The following is a 19,934-nucleotide window of genomic DNA, read 5'->3' as shown; positions in this document are numbered from 1 at the left end:
GAAGAGACGGCGACAACGGGGGAGGAGGTGCGTATGGGGAAAGTCCCCACAGTCCCCCTCCGGAAGCTCCTACAGCAAGGTGGGATGACCACCGGACCGACGGAGAAATTTTTTGGCCTTTTGTTGTCAATGGTCTTTGCGAAGCAGAGTTCGTCTCGTTTGTCTCCGTTGAGGGATGCTTCTCTCATCCGTCCCGGCCTGTCATGCTGCATGCCGCCCACATTCTGTGTCTGGGGACCTCCACGGCAACGTGGACGCAGGCTGTGCACCTCGCCCGGTGCCTGGAGGCGACGCTCCACGTAGTGCCCGCTCTACCGTCCGAACGGCCGGCCTCCACCCCGACGAAGGGAGCCCCGATCTCCGTGGAGGCGGCGACGGTGCCGACACGCCTTGTCAGGGCGCGGACTGACTCTGTGCCGGCGGTCCTCCGATACGTGTCTGATGCAGACATTGACCTGGTGGTGGCCGACGCCTCCCCCGACCGCGGGCCGGTTGCCCCACTCACGACCGACCGATTGCAGGCCCTTGCCCGGCGCCTGGCCCGTCCCCTCTTCGGGGTGGAGCACCAGGACAGCCCGGACGCAGTGCAGCACCTCTTCGTACCCACTGACCTCTCCGACCGCGCCCTCTGGGCCTTTCGACACGCCGTGGCGCTTGCGCGCCTGTACGACGCCACCATCGACGTCCTACACGTGATGGAGTCCCTGCCGTACGTGGCCCTCACCCCCACGGACCGGCTCTCACTCGGGACCCAACCGCTGTCGGAGCGCCGCGGGCGCCGTCGGCTCCGTGCCTTCCTCGCGGACGGGGAGGCGCCCAACGTTCAGGTGCGGTCCCACATCATGCACGGCGACGCTGCGGATCAGATCATCCGCTTTGTCGATCGGGCCGACATGGACCTGACGGTGCTTTCGGCCCACGGCAGGAACGCAAGAGAGGACCCGATTGGGAGGGTCGGGGCGCGTGTGCTGAGACGCACGGCCTGTTCTCTGTTCCTGCTTCGGGGGGCCGGGCCGTCACTCCTCCTCCCGTCCGACGAGGGGGCGTAACCGCGCCCGGCGGGGCGGGGCCAAACGGTCGCCGCCTATCTCGGAAATGGACGTCGTCGCCCGCCTCCGTTACATTATAACCTCGTCCATCCATCGTTCTTCTTCAGTACGCTGCGCATTCATGTCCACGTCTCTACCCGTTCCACAACAAGAAATGCCCCCCGCGACGCTTCCGGTTCCGTGTCCCACCGCCCCCGTAGCGGGGCGTCCCGTCGAGACCACCACGCCGGTGTTCGACTGGACACCGGTGCCCGACGCGACCCGCTATCGGGTCCAAATTGCGAGCACGGAAGCCTTCGGGGCTGTCCACTACGACGAGACGACCGACCGCGGAAGCGCCGTGCCGCTCGGGTCGGTGCTCCCCGACGACGTGGAAACCGCCTGCTGGCGCGTGCGGGCGGAGGGACGAGAAGAGGTCCGGTCCGACTGGAGCGAGCCGGCCCGCGTTGCGGTCCCTTCGGCGGGCCTGGAGTCCGCCACGGGCACGGTCCGGGTGGAGGCGCCGCCGGTGCCGCTCCATCCCACGAGCGATCAGGATCCCCCGCTCGATCAGAGTGCCGTCCCGTTCACATGGGAGGCCGTGCCGGAAGCCACGGGCTATCAGCTTCAGGTGGCGCCGGCCGATGCCCCGGAGGCCCCGGTCGTCGACCTCACGGTTGACCAGACCATGTCGGTCACCCTCTACGACACACTCTCCGGAGAAGGCACGTCGTTCCGCTGGCGCGTGCGGCCGCTCTTCCGCGTGGCCCAGCCCGGGCCCTGGAGCGATCCGGTGCCGTTCGTCGTCGCTCCGCCCGTGGACGACGAGGAGCGTGCGCCCGAGGCCGAGAATCCGCGGGCGTCGGCCCGGATCGCGGGGCCGGCCACACAGGCGCAAACGAGCACGACCCTCTCGGTCACAGTGTCTCTGTTCGCCGTGCTGAGTTTCCTCGCCACCATCGCGCTGATTGTGCTCGCCGGGTAGTCCGGCGACCTATTCCTGTTTTTCCCACAACCCCCTCTCTGTTCTATGATCCAGCGACGCACCGTCGGCATCGTCGGCACCGGCAACGTCGGCACCGCGGCCGCCTACGCCATGTTCAACCAAAGCCTCGCCAGCCAAATTCTTCTGCTGGACCAGGACGCCCGGCGGGCCGAGGGGGAGGCCATGGACCTTATGCACGGTCAACAACTGGTGGGGGGCATCACGTGCCGGGCCGTTGAATACCCGGCCCTCGGCAATGCCCAGATAATTGTCTTGTCGGCAGGGGCGAGTCAGCAGTCGACCGACCAGACGCGGCTCGACCTGTTGCAGCGGAACGCGGAGATTTTCCGCGAGATCATCATCCAGCTCGACAAGCACGCGCCGGACGCCATCCTCGTGGTGGCGACAAACCCCGTTGACGTACTGACGTACGTTTCCCAGAAGCTAAGCAGCCGGCCGAATCGGCGCATCCTGGGCACCGGGACGCTGTTGGATACGGCCCGATTCCGGGCGCTGCTGGGGCAGCACTACGGTGTAGACCCCCGGTCGGTGCACGCATACATCCTCGGTGAGCACGGCGACTCCGAGGTGCCCATTTGGAGCAACGCCACGATTGGGGGACAGCAGATCGAGGGCCGGACCGTACTGGGAAAGGCGTGGGAGGAAGAGGCGATGCGGTCGATCTTCGAGCAGGCGCGCAACGCGGCCTACGAGATCATCGACCGGAAGGGCCACACGGACACGGCCATTGGCCTCGTCATTGCCCGCATCGTCCGTGCCGTGCTCGAAGATCAGCAAAACGTACTGCCCGTCAGTACGCGCACCAACGGCGCCTATGGCATCGACGACATGTGCCTGAGTGTCCCGTGTGTCGTGGGGCTGGAGGGGATGGAAAAGCGCGTGGAGCCGGAGCTGAGCGACGATGAGCGGGAGGCCCTTCGCGACTCTGCGCAGGCCCTCCGTGAGAGCCGCACCGACCTGACGGTGGGGACGTAGGAACTACCGGTGGATCCCACGGGAAGACAGGCGAGGAGCCCCGCAAGCCTACGACGTCGGAAGATCCGGCTTGGTCACGCCCGCATCTTTCTCGTCCGTAGCGGCGCCGTCGCCGGTAGGGGCCGCGGCGGGCTCATCGCCCGCTTCGGCGTCCTCGTCCCAGTTTTCGATCGCCTCCAGGACGGTGTCCACGATCTCGTCCTCCGGGACCGTATCCACCACCTCGCCGTGCTTGAAGAAGTGGGCACGGCCTCGTCCCAGAGAGACGCCGAGGTCGGCCCCCTCGGCCTCCCCGGGGCCATTGACGGCACATCCCATGAGGGCGACGTCGAGGTCCTTGTCGAAATTCTGTTCGGCAATCGCTTCCTCCACCTCTTCCACGACGGTGAAGAGGTCGCCCACGAGGCGCCCGCAGGTGGGGCACGCGATGATGTTGACGCCGGGCCGCCCGATGCCGAGCGACTTGAGGATGCGGTGGCCCACCTTCACCTCCTCTACCGGATCGGCGGCCAGGGAGACGCGAATTGTGTCGCCGATGCCGTCGGCCAGCAGCGCCCCGAGCCCGATTGAGCTCTTGACCGTGCCCGTGTCGAGCGAGCCGCTCTCGGTGACCCCCAGGTGCAGTGGGTAGTTCGTCTCCTCGGCCACCTTGCGGTAGGCCTGGATCATCATGTAGGGGTCGGAGTGCTTCACCGAGATGACGAGGTCCTCGAAGTCGTTGCGGGCGCAGACCTCCACGTGGCGCATTGCGCTCTCGAAGAGGGCCTGCGGCTTGGGGTAGCCGTGCTTGTCGAGGATGTCCTCCTCCAGCGAGCCGGAGTTGACGCCGATTCGGATGGGCGTGCCGGCCTCCTTGGCGGCCTGCAGCACCTCGCGCTCCCACTCGCGCTTCCCAATGTTGCCGGGGTTGATGCGCACCTTGTCGATGCCCGCCTCAATGGCCTTGAGGGCGTACTGGTAGTTGAAGTGAATGTCGGCCACGATGGGCACAGGGGCGCCCTGCACGATGTCGTCGAGGGCGTCGGCATCCTCGGGGCGCGGCACGGCCACCCGCACGATGTCGGCGCCGGCATCGACCACCCGCTCAATTTCGTTGAGGGTTGTCTCCACCTCGTGCGTCTTCGAAACGGTCATGGTCTGGACAGAGATCGGCGCCTCGCCTCCGATCTGAACATCGCCAACCTGAACGGGGCGGGACGAGCGACGAGGACGTTCCATAAACCGAAGCGAGCTTGGTGACGAACGTGGGCGTGAAGGCAAATGGACGGCGCACACTGAGTCCGCGTCTGCGGCCGACTCGGCATTGATGCGCCGGCAAACGATCCGGTAGACACTCGGGCACGTCTGGGTCGTTCCGGCCCCGCGACGCAGCCCTGGTGGTCTTGAAGGGCTTGTTCGTAGAAGGCGTCAGGACTCGCTGGCCTCGTACAGGATGCGCTTTTCTTCCTCACTGAGCGCGTCGTATCCCTCCTCGCTGATCTTGTCGAGAATGCGATCCACCCTCTTGGTGGGGCTGGGCGACGCGTTCGACGCACCGTTGGCGTCGCTGGGGCGCTGAGTGGGGGGGGAGTCCGACGACGAAGAGGAGGACTGGAACCAGCCCCTGACACGGGCCCACAGCCCGGCGCCGGAGCGGCGGGACGAGCGGCCCCGAAACAGAACGCCGATTCCGGGCAGTGTCCCGAGGGCCCCCTGCTGATTCTTCGCATACAGGAAGCCGGTGAGGGCGCCGCCCCAGTGGGCCGCGACGGCCGTGTCGCCGCGGGGACGCAGGGCCATCAGCGCGTCGATGCCCAAAAATCCGATCACGACCCACAGCAGGGGGACCACCCCAAAGAAGAGCAGTCGGATCTGCTTGTACGGGTATAGGATCGCCACGGTCGTGAGCACGCCGAGCACCGAGGCAGAGGCCCCGAGCACCGGAATGCTGCGTCCCCCCACCATGCCCCCCGAAATGCTAGGTGCGATCGGGCTTAGCAGAAGGCAGATCAGCGCGCCGCCGACGGCCGTCGTCACGTAGACGCTCCAAAACTGCTCCGAGCCGTGCATCCGCTCAAATTCGCGCCCGATCCAGAAGAGCAGCAACATGTTCACCCCAATGTGAAACAGCCCGGTGTGCATAAAGCTGTACGTCACCAGCTGCCAGGGCTCCAGCAGGATGTCGGGAAACACCGGGTGCAGCGCCAGGTGCGACCGGACGAACATACGTCCGGTACCCCACAGATTCAGAAACTGCATGGCGACCCACACCCCCACGTTGATGGTGATGATGGTGCGCAGCGCCGACGGCTGCCGGTAGTACCACGTCTTGAAATCGTACACGATCGATCGCTGGGCTGTTGACCCCAATCGGAGGCAGAGGAAGAGCGGGCGTCGTTTCGAGTGCCCTGTTCACCGAACACACGGGCTTATACCGTGGAGCGAGGGCAAGGTTTGCTCCGTCAACGCTCCCACGCCTCGTTTCGCTGGGTCGTCGATCGTCTGTGTGCTCGGCTTCCTGGAAGGGGGGATGCGAAGGGTGAACCGTGACTTGAGCAGCCTCTTGCGCATCCCCTTCACGTTTCACGTCCCGGGGTACGATGCCGTATCACTCGAAAGACTGATCCATGAGGACCTGCTTTGATTGTGGATCGGATGGGGGACGCGAGCATCGATGAGCCGACAATCGGTGCATGGCCGAGGGCTGTCGTGGGGCGCCCTAAGCGTCAGCGACGCGACGCGAAGCTAGTGCTGTCGGGCAGTGAAGTGCGTTCAGAGCGCTGCCGCCTGAGCCCGGAGGCGATGTGCAGGCCCTCACTGCCGCTTGGAGCCCCGAGACAGAAAGTGAAACAGGTTCTAAGAGCGCACTACACAGTCCCGGACGCCCCTACCATCGCATTGTGCGCTCCGGCTGCACCGGCAGCTTGCCCCGCCAGTACTGGATCAAGAGGAAGCCGATCACCATGCCGCCGAGGTGGGCAAAGTTTGCCACCCCTGCCTGCGTGCCCGTGACCGCCGAGTAGAGCTCCAGCGCCCCAAACCCGGCGACGAGCCACTTGGCCTTGATCGGAAACAGAAACCAGATGTAGATCGGCTGATTCGGAAACATCATGCCGAAGGCCAAGAGAATGCCGTACACCCCGCCGGAGGCCCCCACTGTTGGAATGGGGGCACTCACGAATGCAAGGTGGGTCAGGGCGGCGCCCACGACGCACGCGAAGAAGAATGATACGAATCGCTGCGACCCCCACCGATTCTCGACCTGAACCCCAAACATCCAAAGGGCAAACATATTGAAAAACAGGTGTCCGAAGCTCCCATGCAGGAAGCTGTAGGACACCAACTGCCAAGGCCAGAAATCAGGGCCAGCAGTCCCGGGGGGGTAGAGGGGCATGAGGTCGAGTACGCTCGCCAGTATCGAGGATTGTGCCAACGTCTCGACCGTTACAAACTGCGCCAGGAAGAACAGGCCGTTGAGAATAAGGAGGTTCTTGATCACCGGGGGCATCATCGAAACTCGAGTGGGGGGCCGGTGCTGGGTGCGTCGCGGCATGCGTGGGGGGCGTCTTGTTCGGGAGAAGGATGGGCCGCACGAGTGTGCGGAACCATCCATAGGTTTTACGCCTTGCGGGGGTGTGCGTTCGGGCCGGCGGAAAAAGGACCCATCATGACTCCTCATCACTGGTTGTCTCCCTGTTCGGTCCCGTGGTTCTCTTCGTTTCCGACATGCACTTTGGGCGCGGGGCCCGCTCGGCGGAGCGAAAGAAGGAGGCGGCGCTGATCGAGTGTCTAAAGGCCCACGCGGCAGACATTGACCATCTGTATCTCTTGGGGGACGTGTTCGATGGCTACATCGAGTATCGTCACCTCGTCCCAAAAGGATTCGTCCGGTTTCAGGGGCTGCTCGCGCGCTGGACCGATCGCGGGATTCCGGTCACGTATCTGCTCGGCAATCATGACCCGTGGCACCAAGACCACTTTTCGAAGGAGCTGGGCGTCACGCTCATTCCGGACGCGCTCGAGACCACACACCTGGGACATCGTCTGTACCTCGCGCACGGGGACGGCTTGGCGGCCGATCCGCCACGGTCTTGGCTGCGGGCACTGCTTCGTCACCCGGTGCCGGTGGGGCTCTACCGGTCCCTGTTGCCCGCGGACGTCGGGCTCGGCCTTGCCCGTTGGGTGAGCCAGCGGCTCCACGACCGGGACGAGGAGGACCCCACCACGCCCGCCCGCCTCCGTGCACAGGCCCACCGGCTTCTCCGGCAGAAGGCAGTGGATGGGGTGATTCTGGGGCACGGCCATGTGCCTGCCCTGGATCGTGGCCCAGAGGGGGGGTACCTCAACACCGGCACCTGGTACGAACGGCAGACTTTTGCTCGTTTGGACGGGGAGGGACTGCACCTCCAGCGGTGGAACGGCGCGCGCGCTCAGGACATTGAATCCGTTCCGCTGTGACAGGTCGCCCCCGTCGCCCTCGCTTGTTCTCCAACACCGGCCCGCTGCTCCATGTCTGAGTGGTCCTATTCCGACGAGGAGCTCGATCAGTACTTCCAAGACCGGTCCGCCCGGAAGGGGGCTGCCCCGAACGGCGGCCCGCCAGGGGAGGAGGATCGTTCCCGGCGCCCTACCACGGGGCTGCGGGGCTTCTTCCACCGGCGAATATCGGATCCATGGAGGGCCCAGGCCGCCGCCGTCCTCTCTGTCCTCACGGGAGGGATGGTAATCGGGCTGCTTGCGGCGGGGCTGTATGTGTGGTCGCTGACCGACGACATTCCGTCTACGGAGCGCCTCGAAGACCCCACCATGCAGCTGGCCACGATCGCGTACACGGCCGACGGCGAAGAGCTGGCCCGGTATGCCCGCCAGAATCGTTCCTGGGCCCCCTACGATAGCATCTCCGCCTCCGTCACCGATGCACTGATCGCCACGGAGGATCAGCGGTTCTACCAGCACTGGGGCGTGGACCCGCAGGCCATCATGGCCGCGATGGTCGACATCCTGACGGGCGGCTTCCGGGGGGCGTCGACCATCACGCAGCAGCTCGCGCGCAATCTCTACAACAAGGAGGTGGGGCGGGCGGTCACCATCCCGCGCAAGATCCGAGAAATGGTGACCGCCGTCGAGCTGGAACGACGCTACACGAAGCGGGAAATTCTGGAGATGTACCTCAACACCGTGAGCTTCGGGGGAAACGTGTACGGCATCGAGTCCGCGGCGCGAACGTATTTCGGCGAACGGGCCGCGCAGCTCGGGCCCCTCCAGGCCGCGACCCTCGTGGGCATGCTGCGGGCGACCTCCTATTACAACCCAGTGCGCAACCCGCAGAACGCGAAGCAGCGACGGAACGTGGTCCTGCGGCTGATGCGGGAGCAGGACGTCCTCGACGCGGCCTACTACCGCGAGCATGTGGACGACCCGGTCCGGGCCGACTATCACTCGTCCCGCCTCTCCGCGAGCCTCGCGCCGTACTTCGCCGAGCACGTGCGCACGACCCTGTCGGACTGGGCCACGAAGGAGAGGCACAGCGACCATCCCCTCCACGGGCGTGACATCTACGGCGACGGGCTGCGGGTGTACACGACGCTCGACTCCAAGCTGCAAGAGCTGGCTCGGGCGTCGGTCAGACACAACATGACGGCCCTCCAGACGGTGGTGGGCTACCAGTGGAGCGAGCCCTCGCCGGGCCTCTACAGCAGCTCGCTTGAGGACTATCGCTCGCTCACGCCGGGCGAGGACCACGAGCCGTTCGCGCACTTCTGGAAATCCAACCCTGAGGTCCTCAACGACTTCATCCGTCAGACGACCCGCTACGACACGCTGCGCGCCCGTGGGGTGGGACCGAGGGCGGCGGTCGATCGGCTCCGCGAAACCGACTCGTTTCTGGACTCGCTGAAGACAGCAAAGAGCCGCCTGGGGGCCGGCCTTGTCTCGCTCGACCCTCGCAATGGGCACGTGAAGGTGTGGATCGGAGGGCGCGACTTTGAGACCGACAAGTACGACAAGGTCGGCATCGCGGAGCGCCAGCCAGGGTCGACGTTCAAGCCCTTTACCTACACCGCCGCCATCGACAACGGCTACTCGCCCTACGACACGCTCCTCGACAGCACGTTTACGTGGGAGGATGCAGGGGCGGACACAACGTGGTCGCCCAAGAACTACAACGGGAAATCCTCCGGCGAGATGTTAACCCTGAGCCAGGGGCTGGCCAACTCCAAAAATACGATCACGGCCCGGCTTGCGCTTGACCTGAATCCGCGCACGGTCACCACGTACGCACGCCGGATGGGCATTCCGGAAGAGAACCTGGAGGCCGTCCCGTCCATCGCGCTTGGCACCAGCAACGTGCGACTGCTCGACATGGCCGCGGGCTACAGCACCCTGGCAAACGGCGGGCTGTACAACGAGCCGGTCGCCATCACCCGCGTCGAAGACCGGTACGGCAACGTGCTCTGGGAGGCGTCCCCGAGTCCCCGAGAGGCCCTCTCCGAGCGGACGGCCTACACGGTCGTGGACATCATGCGCGGGGCGATCGACTATGGCACGGGCATGCGCATCCGCACGCAGTTCGGGCTCGGGGACTACGATCTGGGGGGGAAAACGGGGACCACCGATCGGGCGGCGGACACCTGGTTCATGCTCATGCACCCGGAGTTGGTGAGTGGGGCCTGGGTGGGCTTCGAGGACCAGCGCCTGACCTTCCGGACGAACTTTTGGGGACAGGGGGCGCACACCGCCCTCTTCCTCGTGGGGGATTACTACCGGCGCATCACCGAGACGGACGAGGTGTCGCTTGCAGACACGTCCTTCCCGCTGGTGGAGGGGTACGGTGCCCCGGAAGACACGACCGGCGGCCAGAATGAAGGACGTGTCGGCTGGTAGGAGAGGGCTGGCGCGTGCCGCATCGCAACGTGCGAACGGAGGCGTCCCGGCCTGTCTCCCAGACGGTCCTTTTGCGAAGACGGGCCGTGTCCCCGCAACACTCGCTCCCCGACCCCCACCGCTCAATCTCGTGAGGCTCCTCCACACCGCCGACATCCATCTGGGATTCAAGACGCACGGGCAGCGCGACTCGGACACGGGCCTGAACACGCGGCTGCTCGATGTGCAGGACTCGCTCGAGGCCGTGGTGCAGCGGGCCCTCGACGCGGACGTGGACGCGTTTCTGTTCTGCGGAGACGCCTACCACACCGCCGACCCGACCCCCACGCAGCAAGACATTTTTGTCCAGTGCCTTCGGCCCCTCGCCGACGCGGACATTCCGGTCGTGCTGATTGTGGGCAACCACGATCACCCCGTCACGTTCGGCCGTGCCTCGTCACTCGACATCTTCGATCACATCGCCGGGGAGGTGTACTGCTACCGCCGGCCGGCGTCCAATGTCCAGGTCATCGATACGAAGAGCGGGCCGCTCCAGCTCGTTCCGCTGCCCTGGCCCATCCGCAGCCAAATCCTGGCCAAGGACGAGTACCGTCGCATGGGGCCGGACGAGCTCCGTCAGTTCGTGGAGGAGCACTATGTCACGTATGTTCAGCGCCGGGCCGCCGAGATCATGGACGAGGCAACGGGCGTCACGCCCGGGGGCACTGAGCATGCCCTGTCGCCCGACGTGCCCACCGTGCTGGCGGGGCACGTGACTGTCCAGGGAGCAGCGCTGTCGGGCTCGGAGCACACCACCACAATTGCGTCGGAGCCGATGTTTACCGTCGGGCAGCTCGCCGTGCGTCCCATCGACTACGTCGCCCTGGGCCATGTGCATCAGCCGCAGAACCGCAACGAAGAGGGCCATCCCCCCGTCGTCTATTCCGGCAGCATCGAGCGTGTGACGTTCAATGAGGCCGGCGAGGACAAGGGCGTTCAATTGGTGGACATCGACCCGGAGCGCGACCCGGTCACCCGTACAACCTTCGTCGAAACGCCGGCCCGTCCGTTCGTGGCGGTGGCGGTCGACGCCCGAGACGCGGACGACCCGACCGAGCAGATCCTCTCGGCAATTCGGATGCGAGACGTCACGGACGCCATCGTGCGGGTCCGCTACCGTGTGCGGGAGGAGCAGGTGGCACAGGTGGAGTCCGAACGGCTCCGAGAGGCCTTGGCGGCGGCCGACACGGTCGCTGGCATCGAACGAACCGTGGACCCGGCCGACCGCAAGCGACGAACGGCCGTCACGCGCGCGTCCGGGCTTGAGGACGCGGTGCGCCAGTACGTGGGGCAGCACGACGAGCTGTCGGGGATGGAGGAGGACCTCGTAGAGGCAGCCCTGGCGCTCGAGGCCGAACTGGACGCCAACGAGACGGACCCGGGGTGAGTACCGTTTCCCGACGAGGCCAGAAGGAGACTCTTGGGCTTGCCCGCATCCCTGGAGTAGTCGTGCCGAATCTGTAATTGACGTGAGGGCACTGGGACACGGTTGAATGTCCGCTCACCTACCTCCATCTTATGGGCATCCCATTATTCATTCCGTGCCCGAAGCTGGAAACGTACGGCTGCACAGGCCGTGCGAACAGCTTCGCAATCAATGCACCAAACACCCGTGGATATCGAAAATTGCACCGTAGTCGTCCCGCGAAAGGAAGACACGACCAAAGAGGAAGAGCCTGTCGAAGTGTGGCCCTTGGTTGAGGCAGCGCTTGACAAGGTTGACGCCGACCCGACCACCTACCAAGCGGCCGAGGCGGCCATGGAGGTGAGCGACGGCTGTGCAACCCTGGCCAACTTCCTGATCAGCCAGGCCGAGCAGGTCGAACAGATGGACTATCGCTTCAAGGTCCCTCTGGTCGTGCTCGGTGCCCAGCTCGCCCGTGAGGATGATGGTTCGACACCCATCTACGACCCCGACGAGGGAGCCTTTCACTTCGAAACCGACGAGCACCACTTTGCCTTTGAGGTCTTCGAAGACTGGACGGTCGACTGGGAAGAGGTGGCCGATCGGATCGAAAAGGGGTACAACTGGGACGGCGTTGAGAAGCAGGTCTGGGCCCTCGATTGGCTTATGGCCTACCTCGAGGTTCCTTCGGACGACTACATGGTCGATGACGAAGGGGACGACGACGATCAGTATTACAGCCGTATCTGACTGCGGCTGAGGCCCTTCGTTGTCCCGGTTCTGCGCCGTCCGACGTACCGCTCTAGGGGGAGTGCTTCCGAGCGAACACCCACTCTGTACCCGTTCCAAACGGATGTCGCCCCCCTTAGGTCAGTCTGTGGCTGGCATGAGGTGAGTCCGGACCCCCAGCGGGCCTGCGCGGAGCATTTCCTGGGCCGCCCGGGCCGCATCCGCCGCGTTGAAGAGGCCGTACACGGCACTGCCGGATCCGGAGAGAGAGACGTAGGCGGCGTCGGTCTCCCGCAGGGCCGCTCGGACCGCACCGACTGCCGGCTCCGCTGCCACCACGGGGGCCTCAAAGTCGTTGCCAAGGGCCTCTTGCCAGTGAGATGGGTCCTCTGAGAGCACGAGGGATCGCAGGCTGGGCCGGTTGGCCTCCGTGGGGGTTACCTGGCCGTAGGCCCAGGGTGTGGACACCGTGACGGTCGGAACGGCGACGAGAAGAGAACAGGGCAACCGGTAGGGCGCCCCGTCTTTGGAAAGGGGCGACAGCGTGTCGCCGCGTCCTGTGGCGTGGGCTGCCGGAGGCGCCGTGAGAAAAAACGGAACATCGGCCCCGATCGTCCCGCCGATCTCTCGGAGGGTCTCGAGGGACGCGTCCAGGTTCCACAGCCGAGTGAGAAGGCGGAGCGTGGCCGCGGCGTCGCTGGAGCCACTGCCCAGTCCGGCGCCGTAGGGCACCCGTTTTTCGAGGTGAAGGGCAGCGCCTGCGGTCACGTCGAATGCGTCTGCGAGCCGGTGGGCTGCCTGGAGGCACAAGTTGTTCTCGTCCGTGGGCAGCGACGGGTCCGAGCACGTGAGGGAGAGCGTCCCGGCCGGCGCCGCGGCAATCGTGTCGGCCCAGTCGATCCGGTGCAGGATCGTTTCGATGTCGTGGTACCCGTCCGGGCGCTGACGGAGGACGTGCAGGCCCAGGTTGATCTTGGCCGGGGCGTTTTGCGTGAAGGGCATCGGCGAAGGTAGATGGGGAGGAGACGCATGAAGCAGCACGGAGGAGTGGCCGCCGTCCCGCACGTTCCCGGGGCCGAGGGCCTGGAGCTGTGGGGCTATGGGGACTGCGAGTCGGAGGGGGAGAGATTGGTGATGCGGGCGCCCTCAGAAGGAATGGGTGAGATCCAGGCTTCTGCAGACACGTCGTGCTGCGTGAAGGCGCCGATCATGGCGTCCCGCACGCGCTCGGCATGGTCGGGGCCCGTGCACCACGCGAACAGGGTGGGGCCGGCGCCCGAGAGGGAGCAGCCCAGGGCGTCGTGGGACAGGGCCGCGTCCTGGACGTCCGCGAAGCCCGGAATGAGTGCGGCCCGGTGGGGCTCCACAATCAGGTCACGCAGGGCGCGCCCGATGAGTGCGAGGTCGTCGCGGTAGCAGCCCGCCACGAACGCGCCCAGGTGAGCCGTCTGCCGCACCGACTTGGACAGCGGTACGGTGTCGGGCAGGCACGCCCGTGCGTCCTGGGTGTGGAGGACGCGGTTCGGGCGGATGAGGACGCAGCGGACGTCGGAGGGGACCGGAATCGGCACCACGTCCGGCGGGGTCATCTCGCGGGTGAGCACGAGGCCGCCGAACAGGCAGGGGGCGACGTTGTCGGGGTGTAGGTCGCCGCTGGCCACGGCTTCTCCGGCCAGCGCGTGGGGCAGCAAGTCCGCCGGTGACCAGGAGGTCGGAAGCAGCGCGGCCCCGGCCACAACTGCGCCTACGGCGGAGGCGGCCGAGCCCCCGAGTCCCGACCCGAGCGGAATTCCCTTTTCGATGGAGACCTCGAACCCGTCGTCCAGGCCCACGGCGTCCCGAAGAGACCGGAGGGCGACGGAGGCAGTGTTGTCGGCGGGTGCCGTGGGCAGGTCGGGGGCCCGCCCTGTGATGGAGCCGACCCGGACCGTGGGTGTGTCGAGCCGCCGCACCGTCACCCGGTCGCCGAGGCCGTCGATTGCGCCCCCGAGCACGTCGTACCCCACGGCGACGTTGCCCATGGAGGCGGGAGCGAATACCGTTACTTGGTCGGCCATTGGGGTCACTTTCTCATTGGATCGTTGCTCGGTGTCGCAGGAAGCAGGACGTGTGAGTTGGAAGCGAGCCCGGTTCGCACGCCGAAACGGGTTCGTTGTCTTCTCTCGACTCGCTGTGTTTTTGCTCTCCCATCCGTGCCTCAACACTTCCCGTCTCTCGCGTTCCCACGCACCCGTCCGACTACGAGATTAGGCGGAGCAGGTCGGTGAAGACGCCTGCGGCGGTCACCTGGGGGCCGGCGCCGGGGCCCTGCACGATGAGAGGCGTGTCGGCGTACCGGTCTGTCTGAAAGCGGACGATGTTGTCCGTGTGATTGATGCGGGCGAAGGCATGGTCGACGGGGTAGCGGCGCAGGCGGACCGAGGCGTCGCCGTCGCGCGTGACGCTGCCTACGAAGCGGAGGACCTTGTCGTTGGCCCGGGCGTCCCGGAGGAGCTTGGTCATGTCCGCGTCATGTTCGGGGAGGCGATCCAGAAACGACGGGACCGAGCCGTCGCGGAGCGGCCCCGGCACGAGCCCGTCCACGGACACCTCGTCCAGCCCCAGCGACACGCCCATCTCGCGTGCCAGGATGACCACCTTGCGGGCCACGTCCATGCCGGACAGGTCGTCGCGGGGGTCGGGCTCGGTGAAGCCTTCGTCCCTGGCCTGACGAAGAATCGCGGAGAAGGGCCGCTCGCCGTCAAACGCGTTGAAGAGATACGACAGGGTGCCGGAGAGGATGCCCTCAATCCGGTGTACCTGGTCGCCCGTCTCGGTGAGGCTGTTGAGGGTGCGCAGAATGGGCAGGCCCGCCCCGACCGTCGTCTCGTAGCGGTACTGGGGCCCGGGCCCTCGGCTGGCGGCCTGGAGGGCCTGGTACGCGTCCCAGGCACCGGTATTGGCCTTCTTGTTGGGCGTGACCACGTGAATGCCACGCTCCAGCCACCCCCGATAGTGGCGGGCGATGGCCCCGCTGGCCGTGCAGTCGACGATCGCCGTGTGTGGGTGGTAGTCCGTCTGCACGTGGTCGACGAAGGCGTCGAGATCGGCCGCGTCGCCCTCGGCCAAGTCGTCGCGCCACGTCCCAAGGTCGAGGCGTTGTTCGGCCCGGAGCATGCGCGAGGACGTGGCGATCCCCCGCACGCGGAGATCGATGTCCTGTTCGTCGCGGAGCCGATCGGCCTCGGTACGGATCTGGTCAAGCAGGGCCGCGCCGACGTTTCCGGCCCCGAGGACGCCGATGGACAGGGTCCGCTTCGAGAGATAAAAGCCCGCGTGGACGGCCCGCAGGGCGCGGTGGGCGTCGTCCCCGTCCACGACGGCCGAGATGTTGCGCTCCGAGGAGCCCTGCGCGATGGCTCGCACGTTGACGCTGGCCTCGCCGAGGGCTCCGAAGAAGGTGGCGGCGACGCCGGGCGTGCCGGTCATGCGGTCCCCCACGACGGCGAGGATGCTGCAGTCGGGCACCAGCTCGACCGTCCGGAGCTGGCCGCGATCCAGCTCGGCGTAGAAGGCCTGCTCGGCGGCCTTGCGGGCGACCTTCGCCTCTGCCTGCGGCACGGCGAAACAGATCGAGTGCTCGGAGCTGCCCTGCGAGATGAGAATGACGGACACGCCTTCGTCCTCCAATGCGTCGAAGAGCCGCCGGGCAATGCCGGGCACCCCGATCATGCCGCTGCCCTCAAGGTTGAGAAGGGCCACGTCGTCGATTGTCGAGAAGCCCTTAACGACCGACGCGCCGTCGTCCTCGAGGTGAATGCGGGTGCCGGGCCGGTCGGGCGCAAAGGTGTTGCGGATCGTGATTGGAATCTCGTGCTCGATGGCCGGCGACAGCGTGCGCGGATGAATGACGCCGGCGCCGAAGTAGGCCATCTCCAGGGCCTCTTCGTAGGACAAGACATCGAGGCGACGGGCATCGGGGACGTACCGGGGATCGGCACTCATCACCCCGTCCGTGTCCGTCCAGATCGTGAGTGCCTCGGCCCCGAGCAGCGAGGCAAAGAGGGCGGCGGAGTGGTCCGAGCCGTTCCGGCCCAGCGTGGTGGGCACCCCGTCGGGCGTGGTGGCGATGAAACCGGTGGCGACGAGAATGTCGAACTCGCTGCGGGCGGCTCGCCAGTTGGCAAACTGCCTTCGGGTGGCGTCCCAGTCGACCACAGGCCCCAGCTTCTCGTGGGTAACGACGAGCACCTCGCGGGCGTCGCAGACGGCGGCCGACAGGCCCCGGCTGCGCAGCACCCCGCCGAGCAGGCGGGTAGACCACAGCTCGCCGTATCCAGCCACGAGGGCGCGCGTCGTGTCGGGGGCCGTGCCCATGAGGTGGGTGGCCCGGAGCACGTCGGCCAGGTCGTCCAGGTCCTGGTCCAGCGCGTCCAGCACAGAGGCCGCGGTGTCCCTGTCGAGCAGGTCGGAGACCATGGCCCGCTGATCGTCGCGGAGCGATTGAAGGCGATCGGACAGGCCGTCGGGGTCGGTGTGCGCGTTCTCGGCGAGGGCGAGCAGGCGGTCTGTAACCCCGCTCACGGCGGAGACCACGACCGCAAGGGGACGGTCACGGTCGCCAAGAAGGTCGGCCACATGCCGGATGCGTGCCGGTGTGGCAAGGCTGGTCCCGCCAAACTTGTGAACGCGCCAGTCGGTGGAGGCAGGGACGGACGATCTCATGCGGGGAGGAGCGCGTTGGAGAAGTGGACCCGTGGCGGGCGATGGGTGCCTCGTGAAACGGGAGAGGCACGGCGCCGGTCGCCTCGTGCTCCCACACGGAACGGACGGAAAGCACTTATCGAGATTCCGTGGCGTCTCCGCCGATCAGCGTTGCAAGGAGACGGTGCATCTGTGAACGGCCCGTCTGGAGGACCGTGCCGTCGGGGGAGGAAGCGACGGGTCCCCCCGTCCGGTGCTGAGCCGTGAGGAGCGCAAGGGCCATGACGTTCAGGTCCATGTGGCGGGCCGCAAGCACCTCGGGCACCACGCCCGTCCCCACGGCGTCGGCCCCTAGCCGGTGGGCCATCCGGTGCTCGGCCATTGTTTCACGGTGAGGCCCGAGAAGGCCGAGGTAGATGCCTTTTCGCAGAGAGATCCCTTCGCTTCGTGCCGCATCGCTGGCCCGTCGCCGGAGGGCTGCGTCGTAGGGCTCGGTCATGTCGGGAAAGCGTGGGCCCCAGGCGTCCACATTGGGCCCCACGAGCGGATTCTGTCCCTGAAAGTTAATGTGGTCGGTCAGTAGCATCAGGTCGCCACGACCCGCCTGTGCGGCAACGCTGCCGGCTGTTGCCGTCAGAAACAGGGTATCCACGCCCGCAGCGGCGAGCATGCGCACGGGAAAGGCGACCTCTCGGGGCGTGTGCCCCTCGTAGAGGTGGAGGGTCTGGTCCAGCTCCACGACCCGGGTTTCGCCCAGGGTGCCCACCGTCAGCGTTCCACTCGTCCCGGGGTAGTGTGGAAGGTCGGTGTGTGGAATCGTACGCTCAACTCGCCCCTCTTGCAAGATGGGGGCCAGGTCTGTGTCGTGAACGACGGCCACGGTTGGGGCAGCCGTGTCCACGTCGGGGAGGGCGGCGGCCGCCGCGTCGACCTGTTGTTTGTACGCGGCGGTTCCGTCGGCGGTGAGGGCGGAGGGGTTGGGGGCGGTAGGCATGCGGAGGGGAATCGAGGGCAGTCTGTCGCGGAGGAACGGGAAGCGAAGAGAACCGACGTTTAGTCTTCCATGTCTTCGAGGATATTCCAGATCTTCTCGATCTCCTCGGAGGTGCCGTCCTCATCGTCCCCGGAACGATTCTCAGCGTTCGACTCGTCCGCCTGTCCCGTGTCGGACGTGGGCTCGTCGGAGGCGTCGTCCGTCTCGTGGCCCGGGGCATCGAGGGAGCTCTCCGGTGCATCGGTTGGAGAAGTGTCCTGCTCATCCTGCTCGGGAGGATCATCCTCGGATGGAGTGGGGGGGGGCTCCTCCTCCGCGACATCGTCCGTGAAGCTCTCCGACGGGGAGCGGTCCTCGGCCGACGCGTCGGTCGAAGAACCGATGTCGGTTAGAGGCTCGGTCTCGGGAACGCCCTCCTCGCCCGACGCGGAATCCGCTTCGGGCGAATCGGGATCGTCGACGCGGTCCGGGCCGGATGGCGCATCGGCGTCCATTGCGTCTGTGGTGTCTAGGGACGGGAGGTCGGGATCGTCCGGTTCCGCGTCGGGGGCTGGTTCCGAGCCCGCGTCGGGCGCGTCGTCTGCCTGGGCCAGGTCCGGGGCCGGGGGAGCCTCAGAGGGGGCGCCTGGGCCCGATGGGGACGTGGGATCGGACGACGGCGGAGACGAGGACTGCCCGCTTGTTGAGGCCGGTCCTGGAGACGCCGTCGACACCGCCCCGGATGGGTCACGGCCCTCGTCGTATGCTTCCAGCACCTCCAGCTCCGAGTTCAGGAAGGCCCGCAACTGCGCCACCGCCTCGGTACGCCGGCCTTGGAGATGGCGGATGTCGGCCCGCAACTGCTCGCGCTCGGTTTCTGCGTCGTGCTTGATTTCCTGGGCCTGCTCCTTGGCATCCTCCACAACGCGTTCCGCGTCCCGCTCGATGTCCGCCGCCTTCGCCTTGGCGTCCTGCACGATGCGCTCAGCCTTCTCGCGGGCATTTTCGAGCGTCTCCTCGGCGTTCTTGCGCGTCTGATCGAGGGCCTGCTGGAGGGCCTCCTCAACCTCTTGGTAGTGATCCATCCGGCTCTGCAGCTCCTCCACCTTGTTGTTCAGGCGGCGGCGCTCGTCCTCCAGGTCCTCCCACTGCTCGGCCACCATGTCGAGAAACGCGTCCACCTCCTGGGGGTCGTACCCACGGAGGCTCCGGTCAAACTCTCGCTTTCGAATGTCGAGCGGCGTGAGGGTCATAGCAATGGCGAGTTGGACGTGGAAGTGCGTGCGGCAACGGGACGGTTGGCGGTCTCGGCCGGATCGGTGGCCCGTTCCGATCCGCCGTGGGACGCCTGGGAGGGTTCAGGGGGCTACCCTGTGTTCACCGGACTGCCCTGACACTGTTTCGGGACCGTGCGGTTTTTGGGGCGGGCCGTGCCAGTCGAGAGACCGTCTATTCGTAGTCGCGAGGCCCGAAGATGGAGGTGCCGAGCCGGATCATGGTGCTCCCCTCTTCGATGGCCACCTCGAAGTCGTTGCTCATTCCGATGGAGAGCTCGCTCATCTCCACCTGCGGGTTGTCGGACGCGTCGTACGTCTCGAACAGCGCCCGCATCTTTTGGAATTCGCCCCGCACCTCTTCGGGATCGTCCACGAACGAGCCGAGGGCCATGAGCCCCTCGACGGCAAGGTGGTCGTACTGCGCACAGTGGTCGAGGTAGTCGTGCGTTTCGGACAGGGCGAGGCCGTATTTTTGCTCGTCGCCGGTGATGTTGACCTGCACCAGGCACGGGAGCACGCGGTCGTTCTTCGCGGCCCGTTTGTTGAGTGCCGCCGCCAGGCGGGGACTGTCGAGCGCGTCGAACCAGTCGGCGTGGCGGGCGATGAACTTGGCTTTGTTTCTTTGCAGATGGCCCACCATGTGCCACGTTACGTCGCCGCCTTCAAAGGCCCCGGGGCGGGCCTTGGCCTTGTCGCGGAGCTGTCGGGCCCGGTTTTCGCCAAAGTGCTCCAGGCCCGTGTCCGTCCCGGATTCAATGGCCTGCATCGGAAACGTCTTGGAGACGGCGACCACTGTGATCTCGTCGGGGGACCGCCCGGCCCGCTCGCAGGCCTGAACGATGCGCTTACGGACGGACTGGACGCGTTCCTCGACGGCCTCGGGGCGGATTTGGGCCTCCACCTCCGGGGTGGCATCCGGGATCTTGCTCATGTGCGGAACGGGGGCGTGTGTTGGGAA

The 19,934-nt window shown here is 66.4% G+C and carries 16 protein-coding genes; 7 read left to right on the top strand and 9 right to left on the bottom strand.

Annotated features, from left to right (window positions below; all coding sequences use genetic code 11):
* Positions 1–203 precede the first annotated feature (203 nt).
* From B7R93_RS03515 to B7R93_RS03505, 3 genes are all read left to right on the top strand, one after another.
* Positions 204–1,049, top strand: a complete 846-nt coding sequence (locus B7R93_RS03515; RefSeq protein ID WP_103019462.1) for a universal stress protein — start codon at positions 204–206, stop codon at positions 1,047–1,049.
* A gap of 121 nt (positions 1,050–1,170) precedes the next feature.
* Positions 1,171–2,013: a DNA-binding protein gene (locus tag B7R93_RS03510; protein WP_232797970.1), complete on the top strand. Its 843-nt coding sequence runs from the start codon at positions 1,171–1,173 to the stop codon at positions 2,011–2,013.
* A gap of 45 nt (positions 2,014–2,058) precedes the next feature.
* The gene (locus B7R93_RS03505; protein ID WP_103019460.1) at positions 2,059–3,009 is read left to right on the top strand and encodes an L-lactate dehydrogenase; all 951 of its coding nucleotides are present in this window, start codon (positions 2,059–2,061) and stop codon (positions 3,007–3,009) included.
* Positions 3,010–3,057: 48 nt separating this feature from the next.
* Here the strand turns inward: B7R93_RS03505 and ispG are convergent, their stop codons facing one another.
* The 3 genes from ispG to B7R93_RS03490 form a co-directional block, all read right to left on the bottom strand.
* The gene (gene ispG / locus B7R93_RS03500; protein WP_103019459.1) at positions 3,058–4,227 is read right to left on the bottom strand and encodes a flavodoxin-dependent (E)-4-hydroxy-3-methylbut-2-enyl-diphosphate synthase; all 1,170 of its coding nucleotides are present in this window, start codon (positions 4,225–4,227) and stop codon (positions 3,058–3,060) included.
* Positions 4,228–4,416: 189 nt separating this feature from the next.
* The gene (locus tag B7R93_RS03495) at positions 4,417–5,331 is read right to left on the bottom strand and encodes a rhomboid family protein (protein ID WP_232797969.1); all 915 of its coding nucleotides are present in this window, start codon (positions 5,329–5,331) and stop codon (positions 4,417–4,419) included.
* Positions 5,332–5,875: 544 nt separating this feature from the next.
* Entirely contained in the window at positions 5,876–6,541 is a 666-nt protein-coding gene (locus B7R93_RS03490; RefSeq protein WP_103019457.1) for a rhomboid family intramembrane serine protease, read from the bottom strand.
* A gap of 152 nt (positions 6,542–6,693) precedes the next feature.
* Here B7R93_RS03490 and B7R93_RS03485 point away from each other — a divergent pair, with 152 nt between their 5' ends.
* From B7R93_RS03485 to B7R93_RS03470, 4 genes are all read left to right on the top strand, one after another.
* Positions 6,694–7,446: a UDP-2,3-diacylglucosamine diphosphatase gene (locus B7R93_RS03485; RefSeq protein WP_103019456.1), complete on the top strand. Its 753-nt coding sequence runs from the start codon at positions 6,694–6,696 to the stop codon at positions 7,444–7,446.
* A 51-nt stretch (positions 7,447–7,497) separates the two neighbouring features.
* Positions 7,498–9,870: a penicillin-binding protein 1A gene (locus tag B7R93_RS03480; protein WP_103019455.1), complete on the top strand. Its 2,373-nt coding sequence runs from the start codon at positions 7,498–7,500 to the stop codon at positions 9,868–9,870.
* 130 nt (positions 9,871–10,000) lie between these two features.
* Complete coding sequence (locus tag B7R93_RS03475; protein WP_232797968.1) at positions 10,001–11,296, top strand: metallophosphoesterase family protein; 1,296 nt, start codon at positions 10,001–10,003, stop codon at positions 11,294–11,296.
* Positions 11,297–11,521: 225 nt separating this feature from the next.
* A complete protein-coding gene (locus B7R93_RS03470) occupies positions 11,522–12,064 on the top strand; it encodes a hypothetical protein (RefSeq protein ID WP_232797967.1) in 543 nt (180 codons plus the stop codon).
* Between the two features lie 120 nt (positions 12,065–12,184).
* Here B7R93_RS03470 and ispE read toward each other — a convergent pair whose 3' ends face one another.
* The 6 genes from ispE to B7R93_RS03440 all read right to left on the bottom strand — a co-directional run bounded on the left by ispE (position 12,185) and on the right by B7R93_RS03440 (position 19,907).
* Positions 12,185–13,045, bottom strand: a complete 861-nt coding sequence (ispE, locus tag B7R93_RS03465; RefSeq protein WP_103019452.1) for a 4-(cytidine 5'-diphospho)-2-C-methyl-D-erythritol kinase — start codon at positions 13,043–13,045, stop codon at positions 12,185–12,187.
* Between the two features lie 95 nt (positions 13,046–13,140).
* Positions 13,141–14,100 carry a homoserine kinase gene (locus B7R93_RS03460; RefSeq protein WP_103019451.1) on the bottom strand — a complete coding sequence of 320 codons (960 nt, stop codon included), beginning with the start codon at positions 14,098–14,100 and terminating at the stop codon, positions 13,141–13,143.
* A gap of 181 nt (positions 14,101–14,281) precedes the next feature.
* Entirely contained in the window at positions 14,282–16,747 is a 2,466-nt protein-coding gene (gene thrA / locus B7R93_RS03455) for a bifunctional aspartate kinase/homoserine dehydrogenase I (protein ID WP_103019450.1), read from the bottom strand.
* 115 nt (positions 16,748–16,862) lie between these two features.
* A complete protein-coding gene (locus B7R93_RS03450; RefSeq protein WP_103019449.1) occupies positions 16,863–17,720 on the bottom strand; it encodes a purine-nucleoside phosphorylase in 858 nt (285 codons plus the stop codon).
* A gap of 59 nt (positions 17,721–17,779) precedes the next feature.
* Positions 17,780–18,952, bottom strand: a complete 1,173-nt coding sequence (locus B7R93_RS03445) for a DivIVA domain-containing protein (RefSeq protein WP_103019448.1) — start codon at positions 18,950–18,952, stop codon at positions 17,780–17,782.
* Between the two features lie 196 nt (positions 18,953–19,148).
* Positions 19,149–19,907, bottom strand: a complete 759-nt coding sequence (locus B7R93_RS03440) for a YggS family pyridoxal phosphate-dependent enzyme (protein ID WP_103019447.1) — start codon at positions 19,905–19,907, stop codon at positions 19,149–19,151.
* Between the last annotated feature and the right edge of the window lie 27 nt (positions 19,908–19,934).

Origin of the sequence: Salinibacter altiplanensis (genome assembly GCF_002894645.1) — a bacterium.
GTDB lineage: Bacteria > Bacteroidota > Rhodothermia > Rhodothermales > Salinibacteraceae > Salinibacter > Salinibacter altiplanensis.
Note: the sequence above shows the minus strand (reverse complement) of the source record. Positions and strands in the feature narration are given on the sequence as shown.

What these genes read in the sequence shown, in the direction of transcription:
- B7R93_RS03440 (WP_103019447.1), bottom strand. Translation starts at nt 19,907, where the DNA reads ATGAGCAAGATCCCGGATGCCACCCCGGAGGTGGAGGCCCAAATCCGC.
- B7R93_RS03515 (WP_103019462.1), top strand. Translation starts at nt 204, where the DNA reads ATGCTGCATGCCGCCCACATTCTGTGTCTGGGGACCTCCACGGCAACG.
- B7R93_RS03445 (WP_103019448.1), bottom strand. Translation starts at nt 18,952, where the DNA reads ATGACCCTCACGCCGCTCGACATTCGAAAGCGAGAGTTTGACCGGAGC.
- B7R93_RS03460 (WP_103019451.1), bottom strand. Translation starts at nt 14,100, where the DNA reads ATGGCCGACCAAGTAACGGTATTCGCTCCCGCCTCCATGGGCAACGTC.
- B7R93_RS03490 (WP_103019457.1), bottom strand. Translation starts at nt 6,541, where the DNA reads ATGCCGCGACGCACCCAGCACCGGCCCCCCACTCGAGTTTCGATGATG.
- B7R93_RS03510 (WP_232797970.1), top strand. Translation starts at nt 1,171, where the DNA reads ATGTCCACGTCTCTACCCGTTCCACAACAAGAAATGCCCCCCGCGACG.
- ispG (WP_103019459.1), bottom strand. Translation starts at nt 4,227, where the DNA reads ATGGAACGTCCTCGTCGCTCGTCCCGCCCCGTTCAGGTTGGCGATGTT.
- B7R93_RS03480 (WP_103019455.1), top strand. Translation starts at nt 7,498, where the DNA reads ATGTCTGAGTGGTCCTATTCCGACGAGGAGCTCGATCAGTACTTCCAA.
- ispE (WP_103019452.1), bottom strand. Translation starts at nt 13,045, where the DNA reads ATGCCCTTCACGCAAAACGCCCCGGCCAAGATCAACCTGGGCCTGCAC.
- thrA (WP_103019450.1), bottom strand. Translation starts at nt 16,747, where the DNA reads ATGAGATCGTCCGTCCCTGCCTCCACCGACTGGCGCGTTCACAAGTTT.
- B7R93_RS03450 (WP_103019449.1), bottom strand. Translation starts at nt 17,720, where the DNA reads ATGCCTACCGCCCCCAACCCCTCCGCCCTCACCGCCGACGGAACCGCC.
- B7R93_RS03505 (WP_103019460.1), top strand. Translation starts at nt 2,059, where the DNA reads ATGATCCAGCGACGCACCGTCGGCATCGTCGGCACCGGCAACGTCGGC.